The sequence below is a fragment of the Bacillus sp. T2.9-1 genome (assembly GCF_950097965.1).
GTDB lineage: Bacteria > Bacillota > Bacilli > Bacillales > Cytobacillaceae > Niallia > Niallia hominis.
The window spans coordinates 1-19,530 of sequence record NZ_CATNHG010000121.1; the positions used below are offsets into that span (position 1 = coordinate 1).

Consider the following 19,530-nt stretch of genomic DNA (forward strand, 5'->3'; position numbering starts at 1 on the left):
ACTTTTTCAGATAGTGGGGGGCTAGCCCCCCACTATCTGAACTAACATCTATAGAATTATCAAAGAACAATATTTTAATTGGAAATTACCTCGAAAGAGGACTATAAACTTACTATACGAGGAGATGGTTTAATGAAAAAAATAATCAATAAAAAAATTTATAATACAGAAACAGCGACACTAATTGCTGAGTATAGTAATGGGCTTACAAGAGGTGACTTTAATCATATCTATGAAGATCTATATGTAACTAAAATAGGACAGTTCTTTTTACATGTAGAGGGTGGACCACTTACTTGCTACAGTGAAACAGATGGTAGAAATACTTGGGGAATAGAAACTATTATTCTTCTAAATTCACTTCAAACATACAACTGGCTAGAAAAACGTTCAGAATACGAATTAATAGACAAATATTTTCCCGATATGGTTTCTGAGGGGTAAGGTTAATTAGTTTCTATAAGCAACTATAATCAATTTCAATATTAACAGTAGGAGGGTGTCTCTATAATATTTACTTCACACTATAACCCTTCCTGAAAAAGGGAGGAATCTATAATGGACAAGAAAACAACAAAAGAATTGAAAAGTGATAAGGAAAAGTTTCATATTCCTAGTGAAGAAGAATTGAAAAAAAGAGAACTAGTATCAGTTCTTGCGGAACTTATTTTAAATTATTCATTATCTAAAAAAGAAGTAAAGTAACGACGCTATAATTCAATGTGAACATGGGCAAGCTGCTGCTTGCCCAAATCTTAAAGGGGGATATCATAAGTGAAAAATTCAAAAAAGAAACCTGTAATTTATATGAGGATTGGATATGAAGAAAAATAGAAAAAAACAAATCCCGTTGAAATTATGAAAAAGATACGATGTCAAGTTATTAAATCTTATGGTAACGATACTATGAATAATTTTGTAAGTAAAAGTGATTTGAATGAGGGGAGAGATATATATGGAAAACAATAAAAAATTAAGAGTTGTGATTTACAAAAGGGTGAGTACTGAGGAGCAAAAAAGAACAGGTTTTTCATTGGAAGGGCAAGAAGATGAGTTAAGGGCATATGCCGAAAGGAAAGGGTATAAAATAGTAGGTGTGTACACTGATGGTGGCTATTCAGGTAAAAATTTCAACAGACCTGAAATTCAAAGGTTATTTTCTGATATGAGAAATGGTGATTTTGATGCGATTTTAGTATGGAAAGTGGACCGGATCTCAAGGAAGAACAGGGATGTTTTAGATTTAATTGATAATGAACTCCATCCAAGAAATATGAAACTATTAGTATCTACTTGTGATATAGATAGTAGTAATGCCAACGGTTATATGTTTATTTCTATGCTAGGTACTTTTGCTGAGTATGAAAGGTCACTAATTATAGAGCGTGTGTCAAGTGGCATGGAAAAACGTGCAAAATCAGGTATGTGGAACGGTGGTATCATTTTAGGATACGATGTAGTAGAGAAAAGTTTAGTAATTAATGAGGAAGAATGTGAAATAGTTAAACAGATTTTTCAATTAAGGGCAAACGGCTATGGGTACAAAGCGATTACAAATGTACTAAATAGTGAGGGAAAAAAATCTAAGAAAAATAACAGTTTTAGTATAAATGCTGTAAAAACAATTTTGGAAAATAGAACTTATATTGGTCAATTAAATTGGGGAACTCATAGAGAGTGGGAAAAGAAACGGAGAAGTGGGAAGACAGATCCAATCAGTGCCGAAGGTGTACATGAGGCAATAATCGAATTAGGTTTATGGAATAGGGTACAAGAAGTTAATAAGGTAAACAGAGACGCTTCTACAAATACCAAAAATATTAAGAGTGAGTTTATACTTTCAGGGATATTACGTTGTCCCACCTGCGGGGCTGGAACTGTTATGAGTAAGTCAAAGAAAAGAAATGGTTCAGGATATCATTTTTATTACATGTGTCAAAACTATCATACAAAGGGTAAAGATGTCTGCCGCTCCAATTTAGTTAAGAAAGAACTGATCGAAGAACAAGTTTTATCTTATATTAATGGTCTAATCTCTAAATCTGGAATCGTAAATGACATTATCGATAAAATAAATAAAGAAAAACATACAGATACAGACAAACTTCAAGAGCAAATAGTTGCTTATAAAAAGGAATTGAGAGTAAAAGAGAAGGAATTGGACGCTATTGACGAAGAATATCGCAATAAAGAAATTACTGCAAAAGCATACGGAAGGTTATCTGGGAAAATTGAGGATGAAGTAGATCGATTACAGGGTATTGTCAGCGATTTAGAAGAAAAGTACGGTAAAGTTACTTCATCCTACTCTGTTGATGAAAAGATTGTAAAAGAGGCCCTAGAAAACTTCAACGCTTTATTTACTGGTGCAAGCAATGAAAATAAGAAAATCTTAATAAAATCACTTATTAAGAAAATTGAAGTTGAATCAAACAGAAAGGAAATAAAGCGCATTGTCTTCTGGTTTTTAGAAGACAGTGCTTTGTCTTTAAAGAATGCTTTACCAAATAATGAAGGACGCAGAACCGTATCATAAATAACGCCATCGGATTGTGGACGTTTCTTATGTTGGGAATAGAGTTTATGACTCTAAAAAATAAATCGACACGTTCTCTCTTATTAGGCAATCCTAACATCATCATTCGAGATGGTGTTATGGACAGAAAGTTACTTACAAAGAACAAATTGGATGTAAATCAAGTATTGAGTATACTCCGTCAAAATAATGTCTTTTCAGTTCGCGAAGTCAAATACGGTATATTGGAAGCTAATGGGCAATTAAGTTTATTACTAAAATCCAAGTATCAAAAACCAGACAAGCAAGATCTCAATCTTCCAGAAAGTCCAGTAGACCTCCCAACATCGTTAATTATAGATGGGGAAATTTTATGGGATAATTTACATGAACTCGGATTTGATCAACAGTGGTTAGATAACCAATTAACTACCAATGGATATGATAATGTAAAGCGTATACTTTACGCAGATTGGCGAGAGAGTGAAGGCATACATGTAAGTCCTAAATAAAATTTGTTAGGATAAGAGCATATCAATTTTCTTGGTGAATATAAACTTTAGTCTTCAACGGGCGCTTTTCTGGAGTAAGGATTGCGCTCTTTCCGCATCTAAGTGTTCATTACAAAAGACCAGCTAATATCTTGACGGGATATTAGCTGGTTTTTGTCACCGATCAAAATGATCAAAACTACGACACTTTCAACTTAATAGGTATTCGCTGATTCATATTGAGTTCAAAAGTTCCGTATGGATTGACATGATGATAAAATAAAGGTGTTAATCCCCTAAAATCTTCTGGAGTCATTTTCTCCAACCAATATTGGTTGTTGTCATAAAGTACTTCTTGTACCATTAAGGTATTCATATAGACTAAGCAATTTTGCAGCAATTGAAGTGATAAGGCAGACACCTCATGATCTTCTATAGAATTGGAACGAATTTCACTATTTTTTCCATAAAAAATATAGGTGTTCACCGAGTTCCATTGTTCCACTGTATTTAATCCTTCATGGATCTCCCTGCGAATCTCTTCATAGTGTAAATAATCACATAAAAAGATCGTTTTAATCGCTTTCCCTAATTCACATAAAGCTAGATATGTTGGATGTTTTGTATCCCTAGTAAATCGCTTTAATATGGATTCGGCAGAAGCAGTACCCAAACGTAGAGCAGTTGCATACTTAATGATTTGTTCATACTGTTGTCCAATAAGATCCCAGTTAATTGGTCTACTTAAAACCGGTTGCAGGTGAGGATATTCATCATTCATGCCAGCTTCTGGACGATATAACTTTTGAGAACCTATATTTTTGAAACGTGGCATCAGCTTAAAACCAAGCAGATGACAAAAAGCAAAAGCAACCACACTTTGTCCGTGTGTATCGACATAATTTCGATCGATTTTCATATCTGTGCAGTGACGAAGGACCCCTTCTATCATCGCGGCCACTTCGGAAGAGAGACAGGACTTAAGCTGAGAATAAATACATGCCGATTTTCGATCCGTATGCCAATAAATCATAACCCCCTGCCTCTTATAACGAGGATGCCATTCGGAAAGGAGGTTCTGATCCCAAGATCCAAAATGTTTTGAATCGGAAGCACATGCAGTAGTAGCTTCTCCCCATACTTCTTTCTGCCGATGGTAGATAATATGATTGGTAACCTCTGCATTGGCTTTTCGTAAATGATCTTTATGAATAAATTTTTGACGGATATACCGAAGCTCCCGATAACCATCTAGGTGGTTTCCAGCAGAAACAGCTTTCAAACCTGTATTCGTTCCTAATCCAAATAAACTGAGAAGAAGCCGTCGTTGGATGGTTTCTCGATCTAAAATCTCGCTATCAGCAGTGGTCTTAAAATGCTGGGTAAACTCCGTATGAAAATCTGTTTCTTTTAATAAATCCAATAGGTTGATATCAGACCAACGATTCTTAATCTCCTGTTTAATCCTCATCACATGTGGGGGTTCAATTTGCTTTTCAAGTGGAGTGACTCGAATCCACCCCTTGTTATTTCTAGTAGTAATCGCGACTTGTTCGTTACTTTGAACCTCTAACCCTTGATTTAGTAATTGGAGCTTATCTTTCATCAACTGTATAATATCTTCGATAAAAGGCTCTACATCAAGTGGTGCTTTCAGTGCTTGAAAATATTCTTCCTTGTGCTCTTCAAAATCTTGGGGGAGATCTTCATCTGGGTTTCGATATCGATCAGCACCCTCAATCCAAATTTCTTTACAACGAAGACGAGTACGAAGCGATTGGATCACTGCAATTTCATAATTGATTCGATTCACTCTCTCTATGCCTTTGCTGTCTATCTCGATAATGACATCTTTCCATTTGGGCTGAATTACGCCTTCAATAGGCACTTCATCTCCAGCAGCGAAAAAACGTTGCCCACTTTCTCCATATTCTCGAATGAGTTGAATGGCTTCAATCACAGGTTGATGAAATTTATTGTTGGACCGAAAGGTAAGATTCATTAAAATATTAGAGAAAGCATGTCGATAATATCCGCGATAAGAGGCATGCATCTTTGTATAGATTTTTTCTTTGTATTCCCGATTATTTTTTGTCATATCTTTTATAATATCTTGAATCGTGGAAGGACTGACAATAGGGAATAGAGTATCTTGAATAACGCCTTCTGGATGATCTACCGTCGCTTTTAATAAGTTGACAATATGTTTATTTTTCCCTTGGATTCTTTCTAATTCCTTTACTGCTTCTTTTCGGGTTGTATTCTTGGCCTTATTTCCGAACTTAAGCGTAATTTCATCCAATAAATCAGCTAAATAATCAATGACTTCCCCATGACGATGCGAAAATAAGATGGCAAGTAGAGTATAACGAATGGGTGCTGGGTGTGCACGCAATTCCGTTAAGGTCTCCGTAGCTGCACGAAGTCGATATTTCTTTACTAATTTCGGAGTCAAATGATGAAATAATCCTGGAGGAATGTGTAGATGCTTGATCGCTAATAGTTTTTTAACTTCCATTTCCATGGTGCTTACACTTGGTTTACGAGGAGAAGATAAAAGGTGCCGAAAAGTTAAAATGTCAGATTCCACTTTCTCATGAAACTCTTCTTCAAAACCTTCTTCCGATTCCTCATCCGCATGAGATTCCAGTAATGCATCTAATCGAGAACAAGTCCTAGGAGACAGCTGATGATAAGTCGATTGATATAAATTCTTTTCAAAAGTGTCAATGGCAGAATCAATCATCCGATTCAAGCTTCCAATCGAAGGAGGTTCGACTTTCCACTTACGAAATAAGCTATATGCCTGATTTTTTAAGTAGTCGATATCATGAGTAAATTGAACTTGACCGTGTAACCACTCTGTCAAAAGTTCGTTATCTTTTGCTGTAAGTTCTCGAAAACCGAAGAATTCTCGAATTTGTTTTCGATAATAAGTAAAGTTTCTTTCATCTGCGCCCCAACGATATTCCACAAAGAGCACTGAAGATAACCCCAATTGCTGTGCTATAAATTCAACTACCACTTTGGGAATATCTTGTTTCTTAGAAGGAAATCTAGCCTCTTGTTGAAAGTACTTTAATAATACTGCAAATCCTAAACGACTTGCCCCTGTTTTATTACCAATCAGTTTTCTTTCAATTGATACTACTACAAAATGTTCTAGCAGCTCATCTTCATTCCAATTTCGTTTCATAAATATCCTTCCCCTAACATTAGAATAATCACTATTTTGAGTGTAATCTATTGAATAGAGGGTGAAAACTCTACTTTGCGGTCTAGAGCAGCAACCCTGTCACTAAGCCTAGAAGTTGCTATACAAATGAAAATGCTTATTTTAATGTATCCTGTCCCAAACCCTACTTAGATCTAAGGGAACATAAACTTTATCGCGATGAATTTCCTTATGTATAATAGGATTTTTAAAACTATCCTCTAAACTTCCAAAAAAATTCTTTTGTCTAGCTCGTGGTTTTGGTCCTAAAACCATTTCACTATAATCTTTATACATACTTCCTATTCTCCTTTGATAATTTTCCACTTTCTTATGTTAAATAATTTAATAACACAAACCTGCAACTATTACTCCATTTCCAAAACAAAAAGCATATATGTCTATGTTTGGACTAAAACTCACAGTAACCCATGAATAAATCAACTGAACTTTAATCACTTTTTTAAAAAAGCTTGATTTACCAAAAACCTTAAAATATTTCATATTTAAATTTTAAAAATAAATGAATAAATTTATATTTTATTTAGCACCATATTACTGTCAAATCATAGGAGGTGTTATTCATGACAGTCATAAATGACGTTAAAACAGCTTTAGCTGGATTAAAAAGCGCTCAAGCTAGCTTTGAAACATTTGCTCTCAGTACGGATAATCAACAAGCTAAGAAACTTTATCAAGATGCTGCTACACAAACCCAATCCGTTATTGATAATGTTGAACCACGTGTTCAACAAATCGAACAAGAAGAACCTCAATACAAACAACAATAATGAGTATGGCGAAAAGGTTGGTTGAAAGGCCAACCTTTTGCATCCCTATACTGGTAAAACATGGAGGTGATTTCATGAAAGTGAAAATATTATTTTTCATTTTAATCCTTATCGGAATGGGTTCAGGGTGTAACGGGAACCAAAATCAGTTAGATAATAATAATGATTTGAGTATTTCACAAGTACATACAAGTAAACCAATTGATCAATCTGTTGCCAATCATGCTAAAGAAAAGATTATCACTAAGGAAGAAATTTCGGATGTAAAGGCTGTGAATACAGATAATGAGCTTTTAGTAGCGATAAAAGTCGGAAATTTCAACCGTTTCCGATTAAAAAATATCGAGAAGTCAGTTAAATCTGACTTAAAAAAAATGTATCCCGATCATAAAGTATTTGTTTCGAGTGATAAAAAAATGTTCTGGGAACTTGAAAACATAGAACAGAGACTGAAAAAAAACGATACGAATGAGAAAAACTTAAAAAAGGATTTAAATAAACTGAAAAGTCTTATGAAGGAACAAACATAAAGAGAAAGGAACGAGTTATGTCTAATAATCAAAAGAAACAACTCACTCCTGTGCAACAGGAATACCAAAAATTGCAAAAACAACGAGAGATTAAAAGACCGGTTGTTAAAAATTGTATAAAGGCCTTTATAACTGGTGGACTTATCTGTCTGATCGGTCAGTGTATTTCTGACTTTTACATTTATTTTTTTGATTTTACTGAGCAAACGGCCGGAAATCCGACAGTGGGTACGTTAATTTTTATTACGATGCTTCTTACTGGTTTTGGTGTATATGATCGAATGGCCCAATTTGGAGGGGCTGGAACAGCTGTACCCGTAACTGGTTTTGGCAATGCGGTCATATCACCTGCCATTGAGCATCGTTCCGAAGGATTTGTACTGGGCGTAGGCGGCAACATGTTTAAATTAGCAGGGGCGGTTATTTTATTTGGTGTTTTTTCTGCTTTTGTCATTGCCCTCATCAAGACCATTTTAATCCAGTGGGGTGGTTTATAATGCTTGCAGGTCATCGTACATGGATCTTTGAACACAAACCTGTGATACTTTCTACTGGAACAGTTGGAGGACCATTTGAAGCAAACGGAGCGATCGCAGAAGATTTCGATCTCCTTCATGCTGATTTATGGCTTGGACAGGATTCCTATGAAAAGGCACATAAAGTCCTTTTTGAAGAAGCCTGTCAAAAAGCCATGGAAAAAGGGGGCATCCAAAAAGATCAAGTTCAATTTATCCTAGCTGGGGATCTGATCAACCAGATAACTCCGACAAGTTTTGCCAGTCGAACAATTGGATCTCCGTATTTTGGTTTATTCGGTGCCTGCTCTACGTCTATGGAAGGACTGGCTCTAGGTGCTTATATTGTGAATACGAAAGGAGCTAAATATTTATTAACAGGAGCATCTAGTCATGATACAGCTGTTGAAAAACAATTTCGGTATCCAACTGAGTATGGTGGACAAAAACCTCCTACGGCACAATGGACTGTTACTGGTGCCGGTGCGGCCCTATTAAGTGATTCTGGGGATGGACCTCGTGTCACTTCTGCTACAATAGGCCGTGTGATTGATATGGGTCTGACAGATCCATTTAACATGGGAGGAGCTATGGCGCCAGCTGCGGTTGATACCATTGAAGCCCATTTAAAGGAACGAAATGTTGAGCCATCTTATTACGATTTAATTGTAACCGGTGACCTTGGCCAAATCGGACAGGAAGTGTCCATGGATCTATTTAAAAAGCATGGAACTCCTATTAGTGAAGAACAATACCAAGATTGTGGCCTTATGATTTATCGGGAGGGGCAGCCGGTTCTCTCAGGAGCAAGTGGTGCAGGCTGTTCAGCAACGGTCGTTTATGGTCATTTATTAAACCGCATGAAAAAAGGAGAATTTAAAAAAATGTTAGTCGTAGCTACAGGTGCTCTACTCTCACCATTGTCCTTTCAGCAAAATGAAACCATTCCTTGTATTGCCCATGCAGTGTCGATTGAATATGGAGGTGAACAATAAATATGACCTATTTTTGGGCTTTTACAGTAGGAGGTTTAATTTGTGTAATTGGGCAAATTATGTTTGATGTATTCAAACTTACACCGGGACATACGTTAAGTACCCTTGTAGTGGTGGGTGCCATTTTAGATGGGGTTGGTTTATATGAACCCTTGATTGATTTTGCTGGGGCAGGGGCTACTGTTCCGATTACCAGCTTTGGGAATTCTCTTGTACATGGTGCGATGCAAGAAGCCGAAAAACATGGGTTAGTTGGTGTGATGACAGGAATGTTTGAAGTAACTAGCTCTGGTATTTCAGCTGCCATTGTTTTCGGCATGTTAGGAGCTTTAATTTTTAAACCAAAAGGATAAGGAGAATTTGGATGACAGTAGGTTCAGATGTTAAACAGTGTTTTTCCAGTCTAAAAGGGGTAGAAGCTAGTCTATCCAGTTTAGCCATACGAACACAAGAAAACGAATCCAAGAAAACTTTACATGAAACCATGATGGTAGTGAACGAACTTGTGACAGATTTGAAAAAAAGAGTTGGAGAATTGGAACGAGAAGAATTCCAATATAAAGGATTTTAATATAGGGGGTCTACTAATGCCTCTTTGGCTAAATGTTATTTCTCGAGTCATTTTGTTTATGGTTGTTTTGTTTTTTATTACCAAATTTTTAGGAAAAAAGCAACTATCTCAACTTTCCTTCTTCGAATATGTAACAGGTATTACGATAGGAGGAATCGCAGCAATCGTTATCCTTGAGGTAAGACATAGTATCATTATAGGAGGATTAGCCATTCTAGTTATGGCAGCTATCCCCTATATAGTGGGTCTTATTGCTCTAAAAAGTAAAAAGTTCCGTGATTTTGTAGAAGGCAAAGGATCTGTATTCATTAAAGATGGAAAAATCATGGAAGATAATTTGAAAAAAGAAAGATACACGACAGATGAATTGTTAGAATTACTTCGTAAGAAGGATGTTTATCAGGTAGCTGATGTAGAATTTGCTGTATTAGAGGCAACGGGAGATTTATCCGTTATGTTAAAAAAAGAGAACCAACCATTAACAGCAAAGGATCTAAACTTGACGGTTGCTTCAATTAAAGAGTCTCAGACTGTTATTATGGATGGTGTGATAATGGATGAACCACTTGCGACGATTGGACGAAGCCGTGCTTGGTTACACACTGAATTAGAAAAACTTGGTGTAACGGTAGAAAATGTTTTTCTTGGACAAGTTAATTCCTATGGAGAGTTAACAGTTGACCTGTTTGACGATCAATTACAAGTCGCATCTCCTCAAGAAAGACCTTTAATTCTTTCGACCATGAAAAAGTGCCAAGCAGACTTAGAGCTGTTTGCTCTTGGAACCGAATCAAAAGAAGCTAAGCAAATGTATAGTAAAAATAGTGAAAAACTACAAGAAGCTATTGATAAAGTGATGCCTATTTTAAAAGGATAATGGTTTATTTCGCTATCTTGGATGATCTTAAGACACATAACAAAAAAGTAGTACCATTTTTTTATATAATATCATTAAGTCGAATCTTGAAAATAAAATCTTTGGAAAAATATTTTTTTAAAATTGATTCGGGTATATGTATATATAGAAAGTTTTTCTTCAGCCGTTAAATTTAAAAACGCTAGGAAATTTTTTCAACTAAATATTCTGCTACAAATGATGTAAATACTCTAGAAGGAAGTCGTGATACCTATTCGTTAGTAGGGAAAGAGCAGAAGTATCAAAATCGTATTTATGTTATCGCCTAGTGTAAAATAAAGGGAGTAAACTGGGAATGCACCTATATCATATATTATAATTGAATAAATTTAATGTCTATCTGCAAAAACTGCCTCACCTCGGGTAGTTTTTTTGTATCATTAATAGACATTTTCCTTTAAACAGGGTTACTTGACCTACAAGGGCTAGGGTTATTAGTTATCGTTTTTTTGCGCTTATGTTGCGTCTACTTGCACTTCAGAAGTTATATTCAGTGAAGTAAAAGTTGTCTATAATGCTAACGTTTTTGGCATATACATAGAACACGTCCATTTAGACAGGAGAGTTCTTAATAAATGCCATATTTTATGAAAGCAGTTGCTATTCTTGTAGGCAGCATGTCAATAGCGTTGGGAATAAATACTTTTTTAATACCAAACAAAGTTTTAGATGGCGGAATTATTGGCCTAGGTTTAATTATTAGTTATTTATTAAATACAAACGCCGGGTTCACGATAATGGTATTGAGCATCCCCATTTTTGCTCTAGCTTGGTTTAAGTATCGTTCATATTTTTTTAATAGTTTGCACGGTATGCTTTTATCATCATTTTTTATTGACCTTTTTCATAACGTTAATCAAGTTCCTATAAAATTTTCACCAATTCTTAGTTCATTTACAGGTGGTGTATTCATTGGTTTTGGCATTGGTCTTATGCTTCGCTTCGAGACAAGCACAGGTGGAACAGATTTATTAGCCCAGTACTTTTCTGAATTCATTAAAATTAATGTTGGGATCATCATTCTCATTATGGATGTTTTTGTTATTTGTCTTGGGGGTTTATTCGTTTCAACAGAAACTTTCTTTCTTTCGGCTATAACTATTTCATCTGGTGGAATAACTACAAGCCTTTGCACTTGGAATTTTAAAAGCAATGATTATTGACCAAGTAATTCCAATTAATAACAATTAGGCAACTGTCTAGTCATTGGACAATCGCGGAGCATATGATGAAATTGTTATTATCAAATAGGTAAAAATCACTAACAAGGATGTTTTAATAAAAGGTTTGTGTCATTTTGAATAATTTACTTTTGATAAGTCTATTATCAATTACCGGAGGCCACTTACCTTTTCATAACCAGAAGCATTAACGAAATTTACCTATTTGTACTTTTAAACATGTCGATTGTTTTTTGAATATTATGGATGAAAATTATGGTCGGGAGATGAAGAGGAGTGGAAGAAGTAGAAGAAATACAATATCGTGAAGAGTTGCTGAAATGGTGTGATAACATTTATTTGCATTGGGAAAGAATGAAACCAAGGTTTTCAAAATTATTTGATTTGAAGACCTTAGAGGAATGGGAAGAGTCATGTCGTGGGTTGAAAGAAAAATTACAGATAGATACAGAAGCTGATCTTGATGAATATCACACAGCAAAAAACTTATATGAACAGTGGGAAATGTTGTATGGAGAATCAATAAGTGGTAAAGAAGACGTTAATTCCGATGTGAGGGAAGGTGTGGAGTTGTCCACTCAATCTGATCGCGAAATCGAATTGTCGGATCGGGAAAGTGATAAAGAGGACGAACTTATACGGGTGACAATTAATTTGGAAATACCGAGACAGGATTTAAGGAAAATTTTATTAGACTATAAAATGGAAGTCTAGCCATCCCAAATAGAGAGGGGTCAATGGCCTATTTGTAATTCGTATAGAGAAAACGCCAAACCCTATGTTCAAGGTGTTGGCGTTTGTTCATTTTTTACTCTTTATAAATAGTTATTTACACAACACTATTATTAAATTCCAAGTATCAAAAACCAGACAAGCAAGATCTCAATCTTCCAGAAAGTCCAGTAGACGTCCCAACATCGTTAAAAATAGATGGGGAAATTTTATGGGATAATTTACATGAACTCGGATTTGATCAACAGTGGTTAGATAACCAATTAACTACTAATGGATATAATAATGTAAAGCGTATACTCTATGCAGATTGGCGAGAGAGTGAAGGCATACATGTAAGTCCTAAATAAAATTTGTTAGGATAAGAGCACATCAATTTTCTTGATGAATATAAACTTTAGTCTTCAACAATCAGGCGCTTTAATGAAGTAACTAAAGCCTAATTTTTCACTTATAACACCGAGAAATTAGACTTTTTATATTTTGATATCCTTAACGTTGTAAATCCGCATTTTCCTGACGCTACCCCTATATGAAGCTACCAATCCTGTAGACGATTACATCACAGAAAAAGAAATACAGAAAGTAAAATAGTTTTGGGAATTAAGGGCCTGACCCCCATCGTACTAAAGCGTTAGCGCACTGGGGGTCAGGCCCTGCTTTTCTATATGAATTTATTCTTAAAACTAGTAGAAAAGATGACGGTGTATAAAGAGGAAAAAGTGATTGTAACTTTTCTAGATGGAACAGAAGTTGAGTGCCAGATTGATAAATAAGAAATGGGCTTGGAAATATCAATACCTCCAAGCCAAAATTGCTTTCCCCATTAATCAAGTGCTGTGTAGTTAAGTAGGTTGATGTTTTTAGTGTATTCAATGGTATCTTTCCGATATTCGATACATCTTTGTGTTCATAGTTTATCACTTCGAAACTTTGAATCCTTAAAGTGATTGTATCAAATCCATATGGTGGATTATGTGCTCCTTCAAACGTAGTAATTTGGACCGTTACATCATAATAATCATCCCGTATATTTTGGGTAATATCAATAATTCCTCCATCATGATAGAAAAGCTTTGGTTTTCCATAAAATGTTTTTGTGGCATTAAGGATTTCTTTTTTATTAAGGGGTACCCCCATACATAACTTGTTCATTTGTAAGTGTAAATTTATTTAAAGATTATATATTAACCTATTATGTTCGATAAACATCGGGGCAGGATGATTCTGTAGGAGAGTAAAAACAGTGTGATTTATAGCGCCCAGCATTCCATTGATTATACCATTGTGCAGGGCAACTACCTTCTGGTTTAAAGAACCATAATGAGTATGTCGCTGGATGAAATCGTTCTCCTTTAATTAGTCTCCTTGCTAACCTAATTTCTGTTTCTCTAGCTTCTTGGTAAAAATATCCTCTTATAGTTGCTTCAAATCCTCCAGGTCGTTGAAAAACTTTCCTACAAAAAATCTATTATAAATTTTCCATTAGACGTTTTTTGATTAATTCATAATCGTCCCTAGTAATACCAGGAGCAAATTCTTCAGGTAACTCCTCTAAGTTTGGAATTGGTCCGCCTTCAGGAGTACCAATTTTCACTTCAAGTGGTTGCCCATTTTCCGGATTTGTTCCTTTCCAAATCATTCCGATATCCCTGTATTCTGTTTCGCTCCATGTGAATAGCACATTGCTTAAGCCTTTTTCTATGAACGGTCTGGCATAATCAAATTTTGAGTTATCAAGATTTGGAACTGGAAGCATTTTCGTCAAGTCTACCCCTGTAGCAATTTCGATTGCTTTCGCATAGGCGAGGATATGTGTTCCTCCACGAACAAGTAAATACCCAATCATGGTTCTAGCAACTGGGTTATCAGTCATCTCATAAACTCTCATTTTATGTGTACGTGCACCAATCTCTAGAAAAAAGTTATGTGTTAAATCTAAAACCAGATTTCCACTATTAAAAACATTATCACCAGTCCAAGGTCTTCCCATTGAATCACCTGGTATAGCCGTTTGAGCTGTAGAAATAAAATGGTGGGTGTTTCTCGCATCCTTCCCATTTTGAAGTGGAGTGATATCCGGATTCCCTGGAAAAGTATTACCTACCGATAACAAATTAATCGTATTAGAAACAAGTTCTACATGACCAAATTCTTCTGCTGTAATGCTTGCCACTAACTCATAGAATGGTTTTAGCTTTTTTTTATTTCTGAAGTTAAAAGACTGAAACATATAGTTATTTAAGGTAGACATCTCCCCAAACTTGCCACCCAAGAGTTCTTGTACTGCTGCTGCAGCATTCATATCGCCGTGTGCGGGTATAGGAAGTTCAATTGCCAATTTATTTATTCTTTTAAACATTATTTCCCCTCCACTTCCTTTTTGTTAACCAGGAAAAACCCAAATAATTTGCTGGGTACGAATAAAAAAGGGAGTTCCGTTAGATTCGACAACAATGTGATCTGGCAATACATTTTTCAAGGAGCCACGAACGCTACCTCTTATGGTTTGAACAGTAACAATTTTACCAACAATGGTTGTTAATGTCTGATAAACATATGGATCATAAAAGCTTAACAGGTTGTTGTTTGTCATTTAGATCCTCCTATTCTAAAGTCATTCTTACTGAGTATATGTTTCTCGATATGAAAAAAGACTGAAAAACAACTGTTCAATTTGACTCTTGTTGTTAAATACTATCCTGAAAATAATAAACGGCAATAGCACATTTTTTGCAATACGAAACTAGGCCTAGCAATACCTAATTTTTTAAACTGGACCTAGGAATGACTAATCTAATCCTTTTATGTACGAATTTATACTATGGCTCGCATACGCCGATGTAATTGACAATAAAATTGAAAAGATAAAGCAAGGGCTTGTAGAGTTCAAGAATAAACTTTATGGCACAGGTAATGCCATTCAAAGTATAACGAAAACTCTTGACAAACTATTTCAACGTCAGGACGAACTGTTTCAACGTCAAGACAATATTATCAAGCTACTGGAAGTTGTGTATAACAATTTATAATTATATGGAACACCAGTAAATCTCGGGCCTATTTCAAAAATTAGAAGTCATTAAGCCGCACTCGAAAGATGGACAAAGATATATTGAAGTTGTATTTATTTATCGCTTTGAAAAATCTGTTGAAACATGTGCCGATATGATTAATTGCGACAGGAGCACCTAATTGGTATGTAAATAAATTAGCAGCAGAGTTAAGCAACAAAGGTGATGACAAACTATTCAAAACCTTATCATTACTTATTCCAGAGGAAGAATTAAAACCAGAATTAAAGAGTATAAAGGGTGGCTATAAAGATATTGATGTGGTCACTGTTTCCGAACAACTAAATCAAAAAGGGATACTGGAGGATGTGGGCGGCGTAACCTATCTTACTCAATTAGCTGGCTCAGTACCAACTACAGCGAATACCATTTATTATTGTGATTTGGTAAAATCGAAATCCTTGCGTAGGCGAGGAATTGAAGCAGCAAAAAATATAAGATATTTATCGGAGGTACAGGAATTTGAATATGACGAGACATTTTTGACAGAAGTAGAAAATCAGGCTTTAAAAATCCGATCAATGGCGTTCTCATTACTCGCATCTCATTGGGAAGCTTCTCGAAAATGTACATCAAGTATTGATAAGGATTAAGCCCATTTTCTTTGGCTGTTTCTACAATACTATAAGTCACAGCACTAGCCTTCGCTCCTTTCGGAGTGTTTGCAAAAATCCAGTTTTTCCTTTTATGTACTTAAACACATAAAAGAAAAAACTGGCTCTTTTCCGTCAGTGAAGTTGGTGCAAAAGCCAACGCCATCTGTTTAAGTATCGCAGAAATGGCAAAAGCAAACGGAGTGGATTTCTATCGTTATCTCTTGAAGTTACTGACAGATTTTCCGAATCTTGATATCTATCCACATTCGGAAATTTTAAATCAATATATGCCTTGGTCAAAAATGATTCAAGCAGAATGTGGCAGATAAAATGAAATCACCGTATATCTGATTAAAAAAATCATGATATACGGTGATTTATGATGCGTACGGTTAAGGTATGCTTATTTTTTATAGTTTGGGCTTACAAAAGAAAAGGGGTTGTCCGAAAAGTGAGTAAAAGCTAATTTTTCGGACCCCTTTTTTTATCTTTTTTCTAAAAAAATGCACAAAAAAAACATCCTTTTTAGTAAAATGAAGTTACCACACAACATTAAAAGAAAGGATGATTTTTTTGTGCAATCAAATGATTACTACTGAAAATTATAACACGCAAATGACATTACTTCCAGTTCTAGAAGGGAATGAGATGGAGAAAAAAAACAATAAAAGGCAATTATCCCCAACGTTCAAACCTTACAACAACCGTCAAATCCAAGCAATTTTTGATTTAGAATCCTTCATTCCAGCTCATCATGTGGCCCGTGTGATAGATGAAATGGTAGAGGCTGTTTCGGACAAAATTCTATTCTCCCATTATAAAGGTGGAGGACGAAGCTCTTATCATCCTAAAATGATGCTTAAAATCATTCTATTTGGCTATTCTCAAAAAATTTATTCTTGCCGTGGGATCGAAAAGCTGATTACAGAAAACATCCCAGCGATGTGGCTAGCTGCGATGCAACAACCTGATTTCCGTACCATTAATGAGTTTAGAGGAGTACGGTTGAATGTTTTGATAGACGAGCTATTTGAAGTGATGATTCTAAAACTAATAGAAGAAAACTACATCACAATGGAAAACTACTTTTTGGATGGGACCAAAATCGAGGCCAATGCCAATAAGTATACTTTTGTATGGAAGAAATCAACCGAGAAATTTGAAGCTAAATTAAAAGAAAAAATTCAAGAAACCCTTCAACATATTCAGGAACTAACCCAATTGGAAGCTGGTATGATCCAAGGAGAAGTTCTTCTCAACGAAGACCACACGATACCTACTCTAGAAAGTGTAGCGGAGAAACTCGAGGAGAAAGTAGAAACGTTAACAGAGGAAATCGAAATAGAATCTTGTACACACATCCGTAAAGAAAAGCGAAAAGAACGTAGTACATTAAAGAAGTCAGTGAAGTTAATCCGACAGGATTTCATCGAGCGACTTGCCAAATATAAGGAACAGAACGAAATCTTTGGCGAACGAAACAGTTATTCAAAAACGGACAAAGATGGCACCTTTATGCGAATGAAAGAAGATCCTATGAAAAACGGTCAGCTAAAACCAGGATACAATGTTCAAATGGGGACAGAAAATCAATTTATCCTATTCTACTCGATTCATCAACGCCCAACTGACACACGTTGTTTTATTCCACATATGGAAAAGCTCGCCTCTACATCATTACCGATGCCTAAAACCGTCATTGCCGATGCAGGTTACGGAAGCGAAGAAAATTATGTTTATGCGGTAGGAGAAGAAAAAGAGCTACGTTTTGATTTTCTTATTCCTTATGGTTCCTACCTCCATGAACAAACACGTAAATTCAAAAATGATATCAAAAACGCTAAAAACTGGACTTATATGGAACAAGACGATTATTTTATTTGCCCAAATGGAAGGAAGGTTCTCTTTAAAAAATATCAAACCAAAAAAAATCGCTACGGTTATGAACAAAGTTTCAAAATCTATGAATGCGAAGACTGTACAGATTGTCCCTTGAAGGCCCAGTGCACAAAAGCCAAGGGAAATCGGCAAATTCACTGGAATACGATTTTTGAAGAAATGAAAACCAAAGCGAAAACAGCCCTTGAATGTGAAGAGAAGACCGCAATCTACGCTCGACGGAAAATCGAAGTAGAAAGTGCGTTTGGTCATATTAAGGGCAATCGGTCGTTCCGCAGGTTTTCGTTGCGGGGGCTCGATAAGGTTCATGCCGAGTTTGGGATTGTGGCATTGGCCCACAACCTATTGAAAGTAGCGGGCATCCGCCAGCTACTTTCAAAAATAAAACAACAGAATAGAAAAGCAAGAGGAGAAAAACGAGCCTTTTTCTCCTCTTGCCTTATTTTAGGGACTTTTCGGACAGCCCCTGGTAGGAATTTTTAATATTATTAGTCAGCTCATTTAAAATAATTTTTTTCTTTGCCTGAGGTAAATGGCAGCTTAAAATTAGCAAATCAACTAGGTCAGGTTGTTCCTCAGCAATTTCCTGTAAGTAATCCCTGCCAAACTCTTTCATAACAGGTAGCAAACTGCTCATTTTTAATGGAAATCCACATCAATTCTCTTTTTATTTGTTTGAGTTTGTTTAGGCATGATAACTTCTAGTACACCATCCTTATAAGAAGCCTTTATACCTTCCTCAGAAACAGGAGTTGGTAGTGTAATAGCTCTGTGAAAGCTACCTGTGTATCTTTCTCTCCTATGCATATTCTCTTCTTTAATCTCATTAGTTCTGTTAATTGAGCCACTAATTCTCAATACATTATTTTCAATATCAATGTTTACATCTTCTTTACTCTGTAAGCCTGGAATGTCACAAGTTGCTACTACCTCTTTATCTGTTTCATGAACATCCACTCTTATATTCCCCAATTGATTCATTTCATTGTCTAAATGAAAAGGGAAATCATTGAATAATCTGTCAAAATCTCTCCTAATGTTAGTTAATTGTCTAAATGGATCATAAGGTATTAATGCCATTTGTATCATCTCCTTAGTTATTTTTAACAAATATATTTTTCCCATTTACTATGTAATTATTCATTTAAGGGATAAGCTGAGTCAGTTTTAGAAAAGCATCCTATTACAGAAAAAGGAGAGCCTAATTAGCTCTCCTCAGTGTCATTAGTTTTAACCTCATATCCAAAAAGCTGTGACCTTTCTTTAGACCCAAGATGGGATTCTAACTCGAGAAAGCCTCCTTTAGCTGTTATTGAAGACAATGCAGCGAACGTTACTTCTTTATATAAATCCTCATTTGGGGGTAGCGTCAGGAAAATGCGAATTTACAACGCTAAGCCCATTTTCAAGACGATTCCCCCAGTTTTAACAACGTTAAGAAAGTTTCAATGGTCTTAAAGAATCTAACGAGACCATTTTCTCCGAATTAAAATGGTATTCTCCAAGTAAA

22 protein-coding genes and 3 pseudogenes are annotated in these 19,530 nt (G+C 35.6%); 17 read left to right on the forward strand and 8 right to left on the reverse strand.

The window, feature by feature from the left end:
• The first annotated feature begins 132 nt into the window (after positions 1-132).
• The 4 genes from QQZ16_RS18435 to QQZ16_RS18450 all read left to right on the forward strand — a co-directional run bounded on the left by QQZ16_RS18435 (position 133) and on the right by QQZ16_RS18450 (position 3,027).
• The gene (locus tag QQZ16_RS18435) at positions 133-444 is read left to right on the forward strand and encodes a hypothetical protein (protein WP_031540297.1); all 312 of its coding nucleotides are present in this window, start codon (positions 133-135) and stop codon (positions 442-444) included.
• A 114-nt stretch (positions 445-558) separates the two neighbouring features.
• Positions 559-705: a hypothetical protein gene (locus QQZ16_RS18440; protein ID WP_155986800.1), complete on the forward strand. Its 147-nt coding sequence runs from the start codon at positions 559-561 to the stop codon at positions 703-705.
• 250 nt (positions 706-955) lie between these two features.
• Positions 956-2,536, forward strand: coding sequence for a recombinase family protein (locus QQZ16_RS18445; protein WP_031540295.1), 1,581 nt, complete (start codon positions 956-958; stop codon positions 2,534-2,536).
• 47 nt (positions 2,537-2,583) lie between these two features.
• Complete coding sequence (locus QQZ16_RS18450; RefSeq protein ID WP_082138466.1) at positions 2,584-3,027, forward strand: DUF421 domain-containing protein; 444 nt, start codon at positions 2,584-2,586, stop codon at positions 3,025-3,027.
• A gap of 178 nt (positions 3,028-3,205) precedes the next feature.
• On the opposite strand, the gene QQZ16_RS18455 is transcribed toward QQZ16_RS18450, so the two are convergent.
• Positions 3,206-6,202: a Tn3 family transposase gene (locus tag QQZ16_RS18455; RefSeq protein ID WP_031538352.1), complete on the reverse strand. Its 2,997-nt coding sequence runs from the start codon at positions 6,200-6,202 to the stop codon at positions 3,206-3,208.
• Positions 6,203-6,343: 141 nt separating this feature from the next.
• Complete coding sequence (locus QQZ16_RS18460; protein WP_162837599.1) at positions 6,344-6,517, reverse strand: hypothetical protein; 174 nt, start codon at positions 6,515-6,517, stop codon at positions 6,344-6,346.
• 287 nt (positions 6,518-6,804) lie between these two features.
• Between QQZ16_RS18460 and QQZ16_RS18465 the strand changes: the two genes are divergently transcribed.
• From QQZ16_RS18465 to QQZ16_RS23185, 10 genes are all read left to right on the forward strand, one after another.
• A complete protein-coding gene (locus QQZ16_RS18465; RefSeq protein ID WP_017695330.1) occupies positions 6,805-7,011 on the forward strand; it encodes a DUF1657 domain-containing protein in 207 nt (68 codons plus the stop codon).
• A 74-nt stretch (positions 7,012-7,085) separates the two neighbouring features.
• Positions 7,086-7,541 (forward strand): YhcN/YlaJ family sporulation lipoprotein, encoded by a 456-nt coding sequence (locus tag QQZ16_RS18470; protein WP_031538351.1) that lies wholly within the window; start codon positions 7,086-7,088, stop codon positions 7,539-7,541.
• A 17-nt stretch (positions 7,542-7,558) separates the two neighbouring features.
• Positions 7,559-8,038 (forward strand): stage V sporulation protein AC, encoded by a 480-nt coding sequence (gene spoVAC, locus QQZ16_RS18475; protein ID WP_017695333.1) that lies wholly within the window; start codon positions 7,559-7,561, stop codon positions 8,036-8,038.
• Positions 8,038-9,051, forward strand: a complete 1,014-nt coding sequence (spoVAD, locus tag QQZ16_RS18480; protein WP_284561640.1) for a stage V sporulation protein AD — start codon at positions 8,038-8,040, stop codon at positions 9,049-9,051. Before spoVAC ends, spoVAD begins: the two co-directional genes overlap by 1 nt.
• Before the next feature lie 2 nt (positions 9,052-9,053).
• Positions 9,054-9,404, forward strand: a complete 351-nt coding sequence (spoVAE, locus tag QQZ16_RS18485) for a stage V sporulation protein AE (RefSeq protein ID WP_235252724.1) — start codon at positions 9,054-9,056, stop codon at positions 9,402-9,404.
• Between the two features lie 11 nt (positions 9,405-9,415).
• Entirely contained in the window at positions 9,416-9,622 is a 207-nt protein-coding gene (locus tag QQZ16_RS18490; protein WP_235252725.1) for a DUF1657 domain-containing protein, read from the forward strand.
• 16 nt (positions 9,623-9,638) lie between these two features.
• Positions 9,639-10,499, forward strand: coding sequence for a DUF421 domain-containing protein (locus QQZ16_RS18495; protein WP_235252726.1), 861 nt, complete (start codon positions 9,639-9,641; stop codon positions 10,497-10,499).
• 614 nt (positions 10,500-11,113) lie between these two features.
• Entirely contained in the window at positions 11,114-11,701 is a 588-nt protein-coding gene (locus QQZ16_RS18500) for a YitT family protein (RefSeq protein WP_116354726.1), read from the forward strand.
• Positions 11,702-11,995: 294 nt separating this feature from the next.
• On the forward strand, positions 11,996-12,433 hold the full coding sequence (locus tag QQZ16_RS18505) for a hypothetical protein (RefSeq protein WP_160549868.1): 438 nt from the start codon (positions 11,996-11,998) through the stop codon (positions 12,431-12,433).
• 113 nt (positions 12,434-12,546) lie between these two features.
• Positions 12,547-12,801 (forward strand): YetF domain-containing protein, encoded by a 255-nt coding sequence (locus tag QQZ16_RS23185; RefSeq protein WP_328823064.1) that lies wholly within the window; start codon positions 12,547-12,549, stop codon positions 12,799-12,801.
• A gap of 253 nt (positions 12,802-13,054) precedes the next feature.
• Here the strand turns inward: QQZ16_RS23185 and QQZ16_RS18510 are convergent, their stop codons facing one another.
• The 4 genes and pseudogenes from QQZ16_RS18510 to QQZ16_RS18525 all read right to left on the reverse strand — a co-directional run bounded on the left by QQZ16_RS18510 (position 13,055) and on the right by QQZ16_RS18525 (position 15,047).
• Positions 13,055-13,591: a DUF3888 domain-containing protein gene (locus tag QQZ16_RS18510; protein WP_031538345.1), complete on the reverse strand. Its 537-nt coding sequence runs from the start codon at positions 13,589-13,591 to the stop codon at positions 13,055-13,057.
• A gap of 55 nt (positions 13,592-13,646) precedes the next feature.
• Positions 13,647-13,904: pseudogene (locus tag QQZ16_RS18515) on the reverse strand (cell wall hydrolase); the annotation flags it as partial.
• An 18-nt stretch (positions 13,905-13,922) separates the two neighbouring features.
• Positions 13,923-14,813 carry a manganese catalase family protein gene (locus QQZ16_RS18520; protein ID WP_031538344.1) on the reverse strand — a complete coding sequence of 297 codons (891 nt, stop codon included), beginning with the start codon at positions 14,811-14,813 and terminating at the stop codon, positions 13,923-13,925.
• A 24-nt stretch (positions 14,814-14,837) separates the two neighbouring features.
• Positions 14,838-15,047 (reverse strand): YuzF family protein, encoded by a 210-nt coding sequence (locus tag QQZ16_RS18525; RefSeq protein WP_031538343.1) that lies wholly within the window; start codon positions 15,045-15,047, stop codon positions 14,838-14,840.
• Between the two features lie 738 nt (positions 15,048-15,785).
• On the opposite strand from QQZ16_RS18525, the gene QQZ16_RS18530 reads away from it, so the two are divergent.
• The gene (locus QQZ16_RS18530) at positions 15,786-16,118 is read left to right on the forward strand and encodes a DnaB-like helicase N-terminal domain-containing protein (RefSeq protein ID WP_031538341.1); all 333 of its coding nucleotides are present in this window, start codon (positions 15,786-15,788) and stop codon (positions 16,116-16,118) included.
• On the opposite strand, the pseudogene QQZ16_RS18535 reads toward QQZ16_RS18530, so the two are convergent.
• A pseudogene (locus QQZ16_RS18535) lies at positions 16,075-16,209 on the reverse strand (transposase domain-containing protein); the annotation flags it as partial. The gene QQZ16_RS18530 and the pseudogene QQZ16_RS18535 sit on opposite strands and share 44 nt — an antisense overlap.
• 22 nt (positions 16,210-16,231) lie before the next feature.
• On the opposite strand from QQZ16_RS18535, the pseudogene QQZ16_RS18540 reads away from it, so the two are divergent.
• Both QQZ16_RS18540 and QQZ16_RS18545 read left to right on the forward strand, forming a co-directional pair.
• Positions 16,232-16,450: pseudogene (locus QQZ16_RS18540) on the forward strand (IS66 family transposase); the annotation flags it as partial.
• A 319-nt stretch (positions 16,451-16,769) separates the two neighbouring features.
• Positions 16,770-18,503, forward strand: coding sequence for an IS1182 family transposase (locus tag QQZ16_RS18545; RefSeq protein ID WP_236691830.1), 1,734 nt, complete (start codon positions 16,770-16,772; stop codon positions 18,501-18,503).
• Between the two features lie 156 nt (positions 18,504-18,659).
• Here QQZ16_RS18545 and QQZ16_RS18550 read toward each other — a convergent pair whose 3' ends face one another.
• Entirely contained in the window at positions 18,660-19,100 is a 441-nt protein-coding gene (locus tag QQZ16_RS18550) for an Hsp20/alpha crystallin family protein (RefSeq protein WP_031538339.1), read from the reverse strand.
• Positions 19,101-19,530 lie beyond the last annotated feature (430 nt).

Coding starts and splice junctions, on each gene's coding strand:
- QQZ16_RS18435 (WP_031540297.1), top strand. CDS start 133: ATGAAAAAAATAATCAATAAAAAAATTTATAATACAGAAACAGCGACA.
- QQZ16_RS18440 (WP_155986800.1), top strand. CDS start 559: ATGGACAAGAAAACAACAAAAGAATTGAAAAGTGATAAGGAAAAGTTT.
- QQZ16_RS18445 (WP_031540295.1), top strand. CDS start 956: ATGGAAAACAATAAAAAATTAAGAGTTGTGATTTACAAAAGGGTGAGT.
- QQZ16_RS18450 (WP_082138466.1), top strand. CDS start 2,584: ATGACTCTAAAAAATAAATCGACACGTTCTCTCTTATTAGGCAATCCT.
- QQZ16_RS18455 (WP_031538352.1), bottom strand. CDS start 6,202: ATGAAACGAAATTGGAATGAAGATGAGCTGCTAGAACATTTTGTAGTA.
- QQZ16_RS18460 (WP_162837599.1), bottom strand. CDS start 6,517: ATGTATAAAGATTATAGTGAAATGGTTTTAGGACCAAAACCACGAGCT.
- QQZ16_RS18465 (WP_017695330.1), top strand. CDS start 6,805: ATGACAGTCATAAATGACGTTAAAACAGCTTTAGCTGGATTAAAAAGC.
- QQZ16_RS18470 (WP_031538351.1), top strand. CDS start 7,086: ATGAAAGTGAAAATATTATTTTTCATTTTAATCCTTATCGGAATGGGT.
- spoVAC (WP_017695333.1), top strand. CDS start 7,559: ATGTCTAATAATCAAAAGAAACAACTCACTCCTGTGCAACAGGAATAC.
- spoVAD (WP_284561640.1), top strand. CDS start 8,038: ATGCTTGCAGGTCATCGTACATGGATCTTTGAACACAAACCTGTGATA.
- spoVAE (WP_235252724.1), top strand. CDS start 9,054: ATGACCTATTTTTGGGCTTTTACAGTAGGAGGTTTAATTTGTGTAATT.
- QQZ16_RS18490 (WP_235252725.1), top strand. CDS start 9,416: ATGACAGTAGGTTCAGATGTTAAACAGTGTTTTTCCAGTCTAAAAGGG.
- QQZ16_RS18495 (WP_235252726.1), top strand. CDS start 9,639: ATGCCTCTTTGGCTAAATGTTATTTCTCGAGTCATTTTGTTTATGGTT.
- QQZ16_RS18500 (WP_116354726.1), top strand. CDS start 11,114: ATGCCATATTTTATGAAAGCAGTTGCTATTCTTGTAGGCAGCATGTCA.
- QQZ16_RS18510 (WP_031538345.1), bottom strand. CDS start 13,591: ATGGGGGTACCCCTTAATAAAAAAGAAATCCTTAATGCCACAAAAACA.
- QQZ16_RS18520 (WP_031538344.1), bottom strand. CDS start 14,813: ATGTTTAAAAGAATAAATAAATTGGCAATTGAACTTCCTATACCCGCA.
- QQZ16_RS18525 (WP_031538343.1), bottom strand. CDS start 15,047: ATGACAAACAACAACCTGTTAAGCTTTTATGATCCATATGTTTATCAG.
- QQZ16_RS18545 (WP_236691830.1), top strand. CDS start 16,770: ATGGAGAAAAAAAACAATAAAAGGCAATTATCCCCAACGTTCAAACCT.
- QQZ16_RS18550 (WP_031538339.1), bottom strand. CDS start 19,100: ATGGCATTAATACCTTATGATCCATTTAGACAATTAACTAACATTAGG.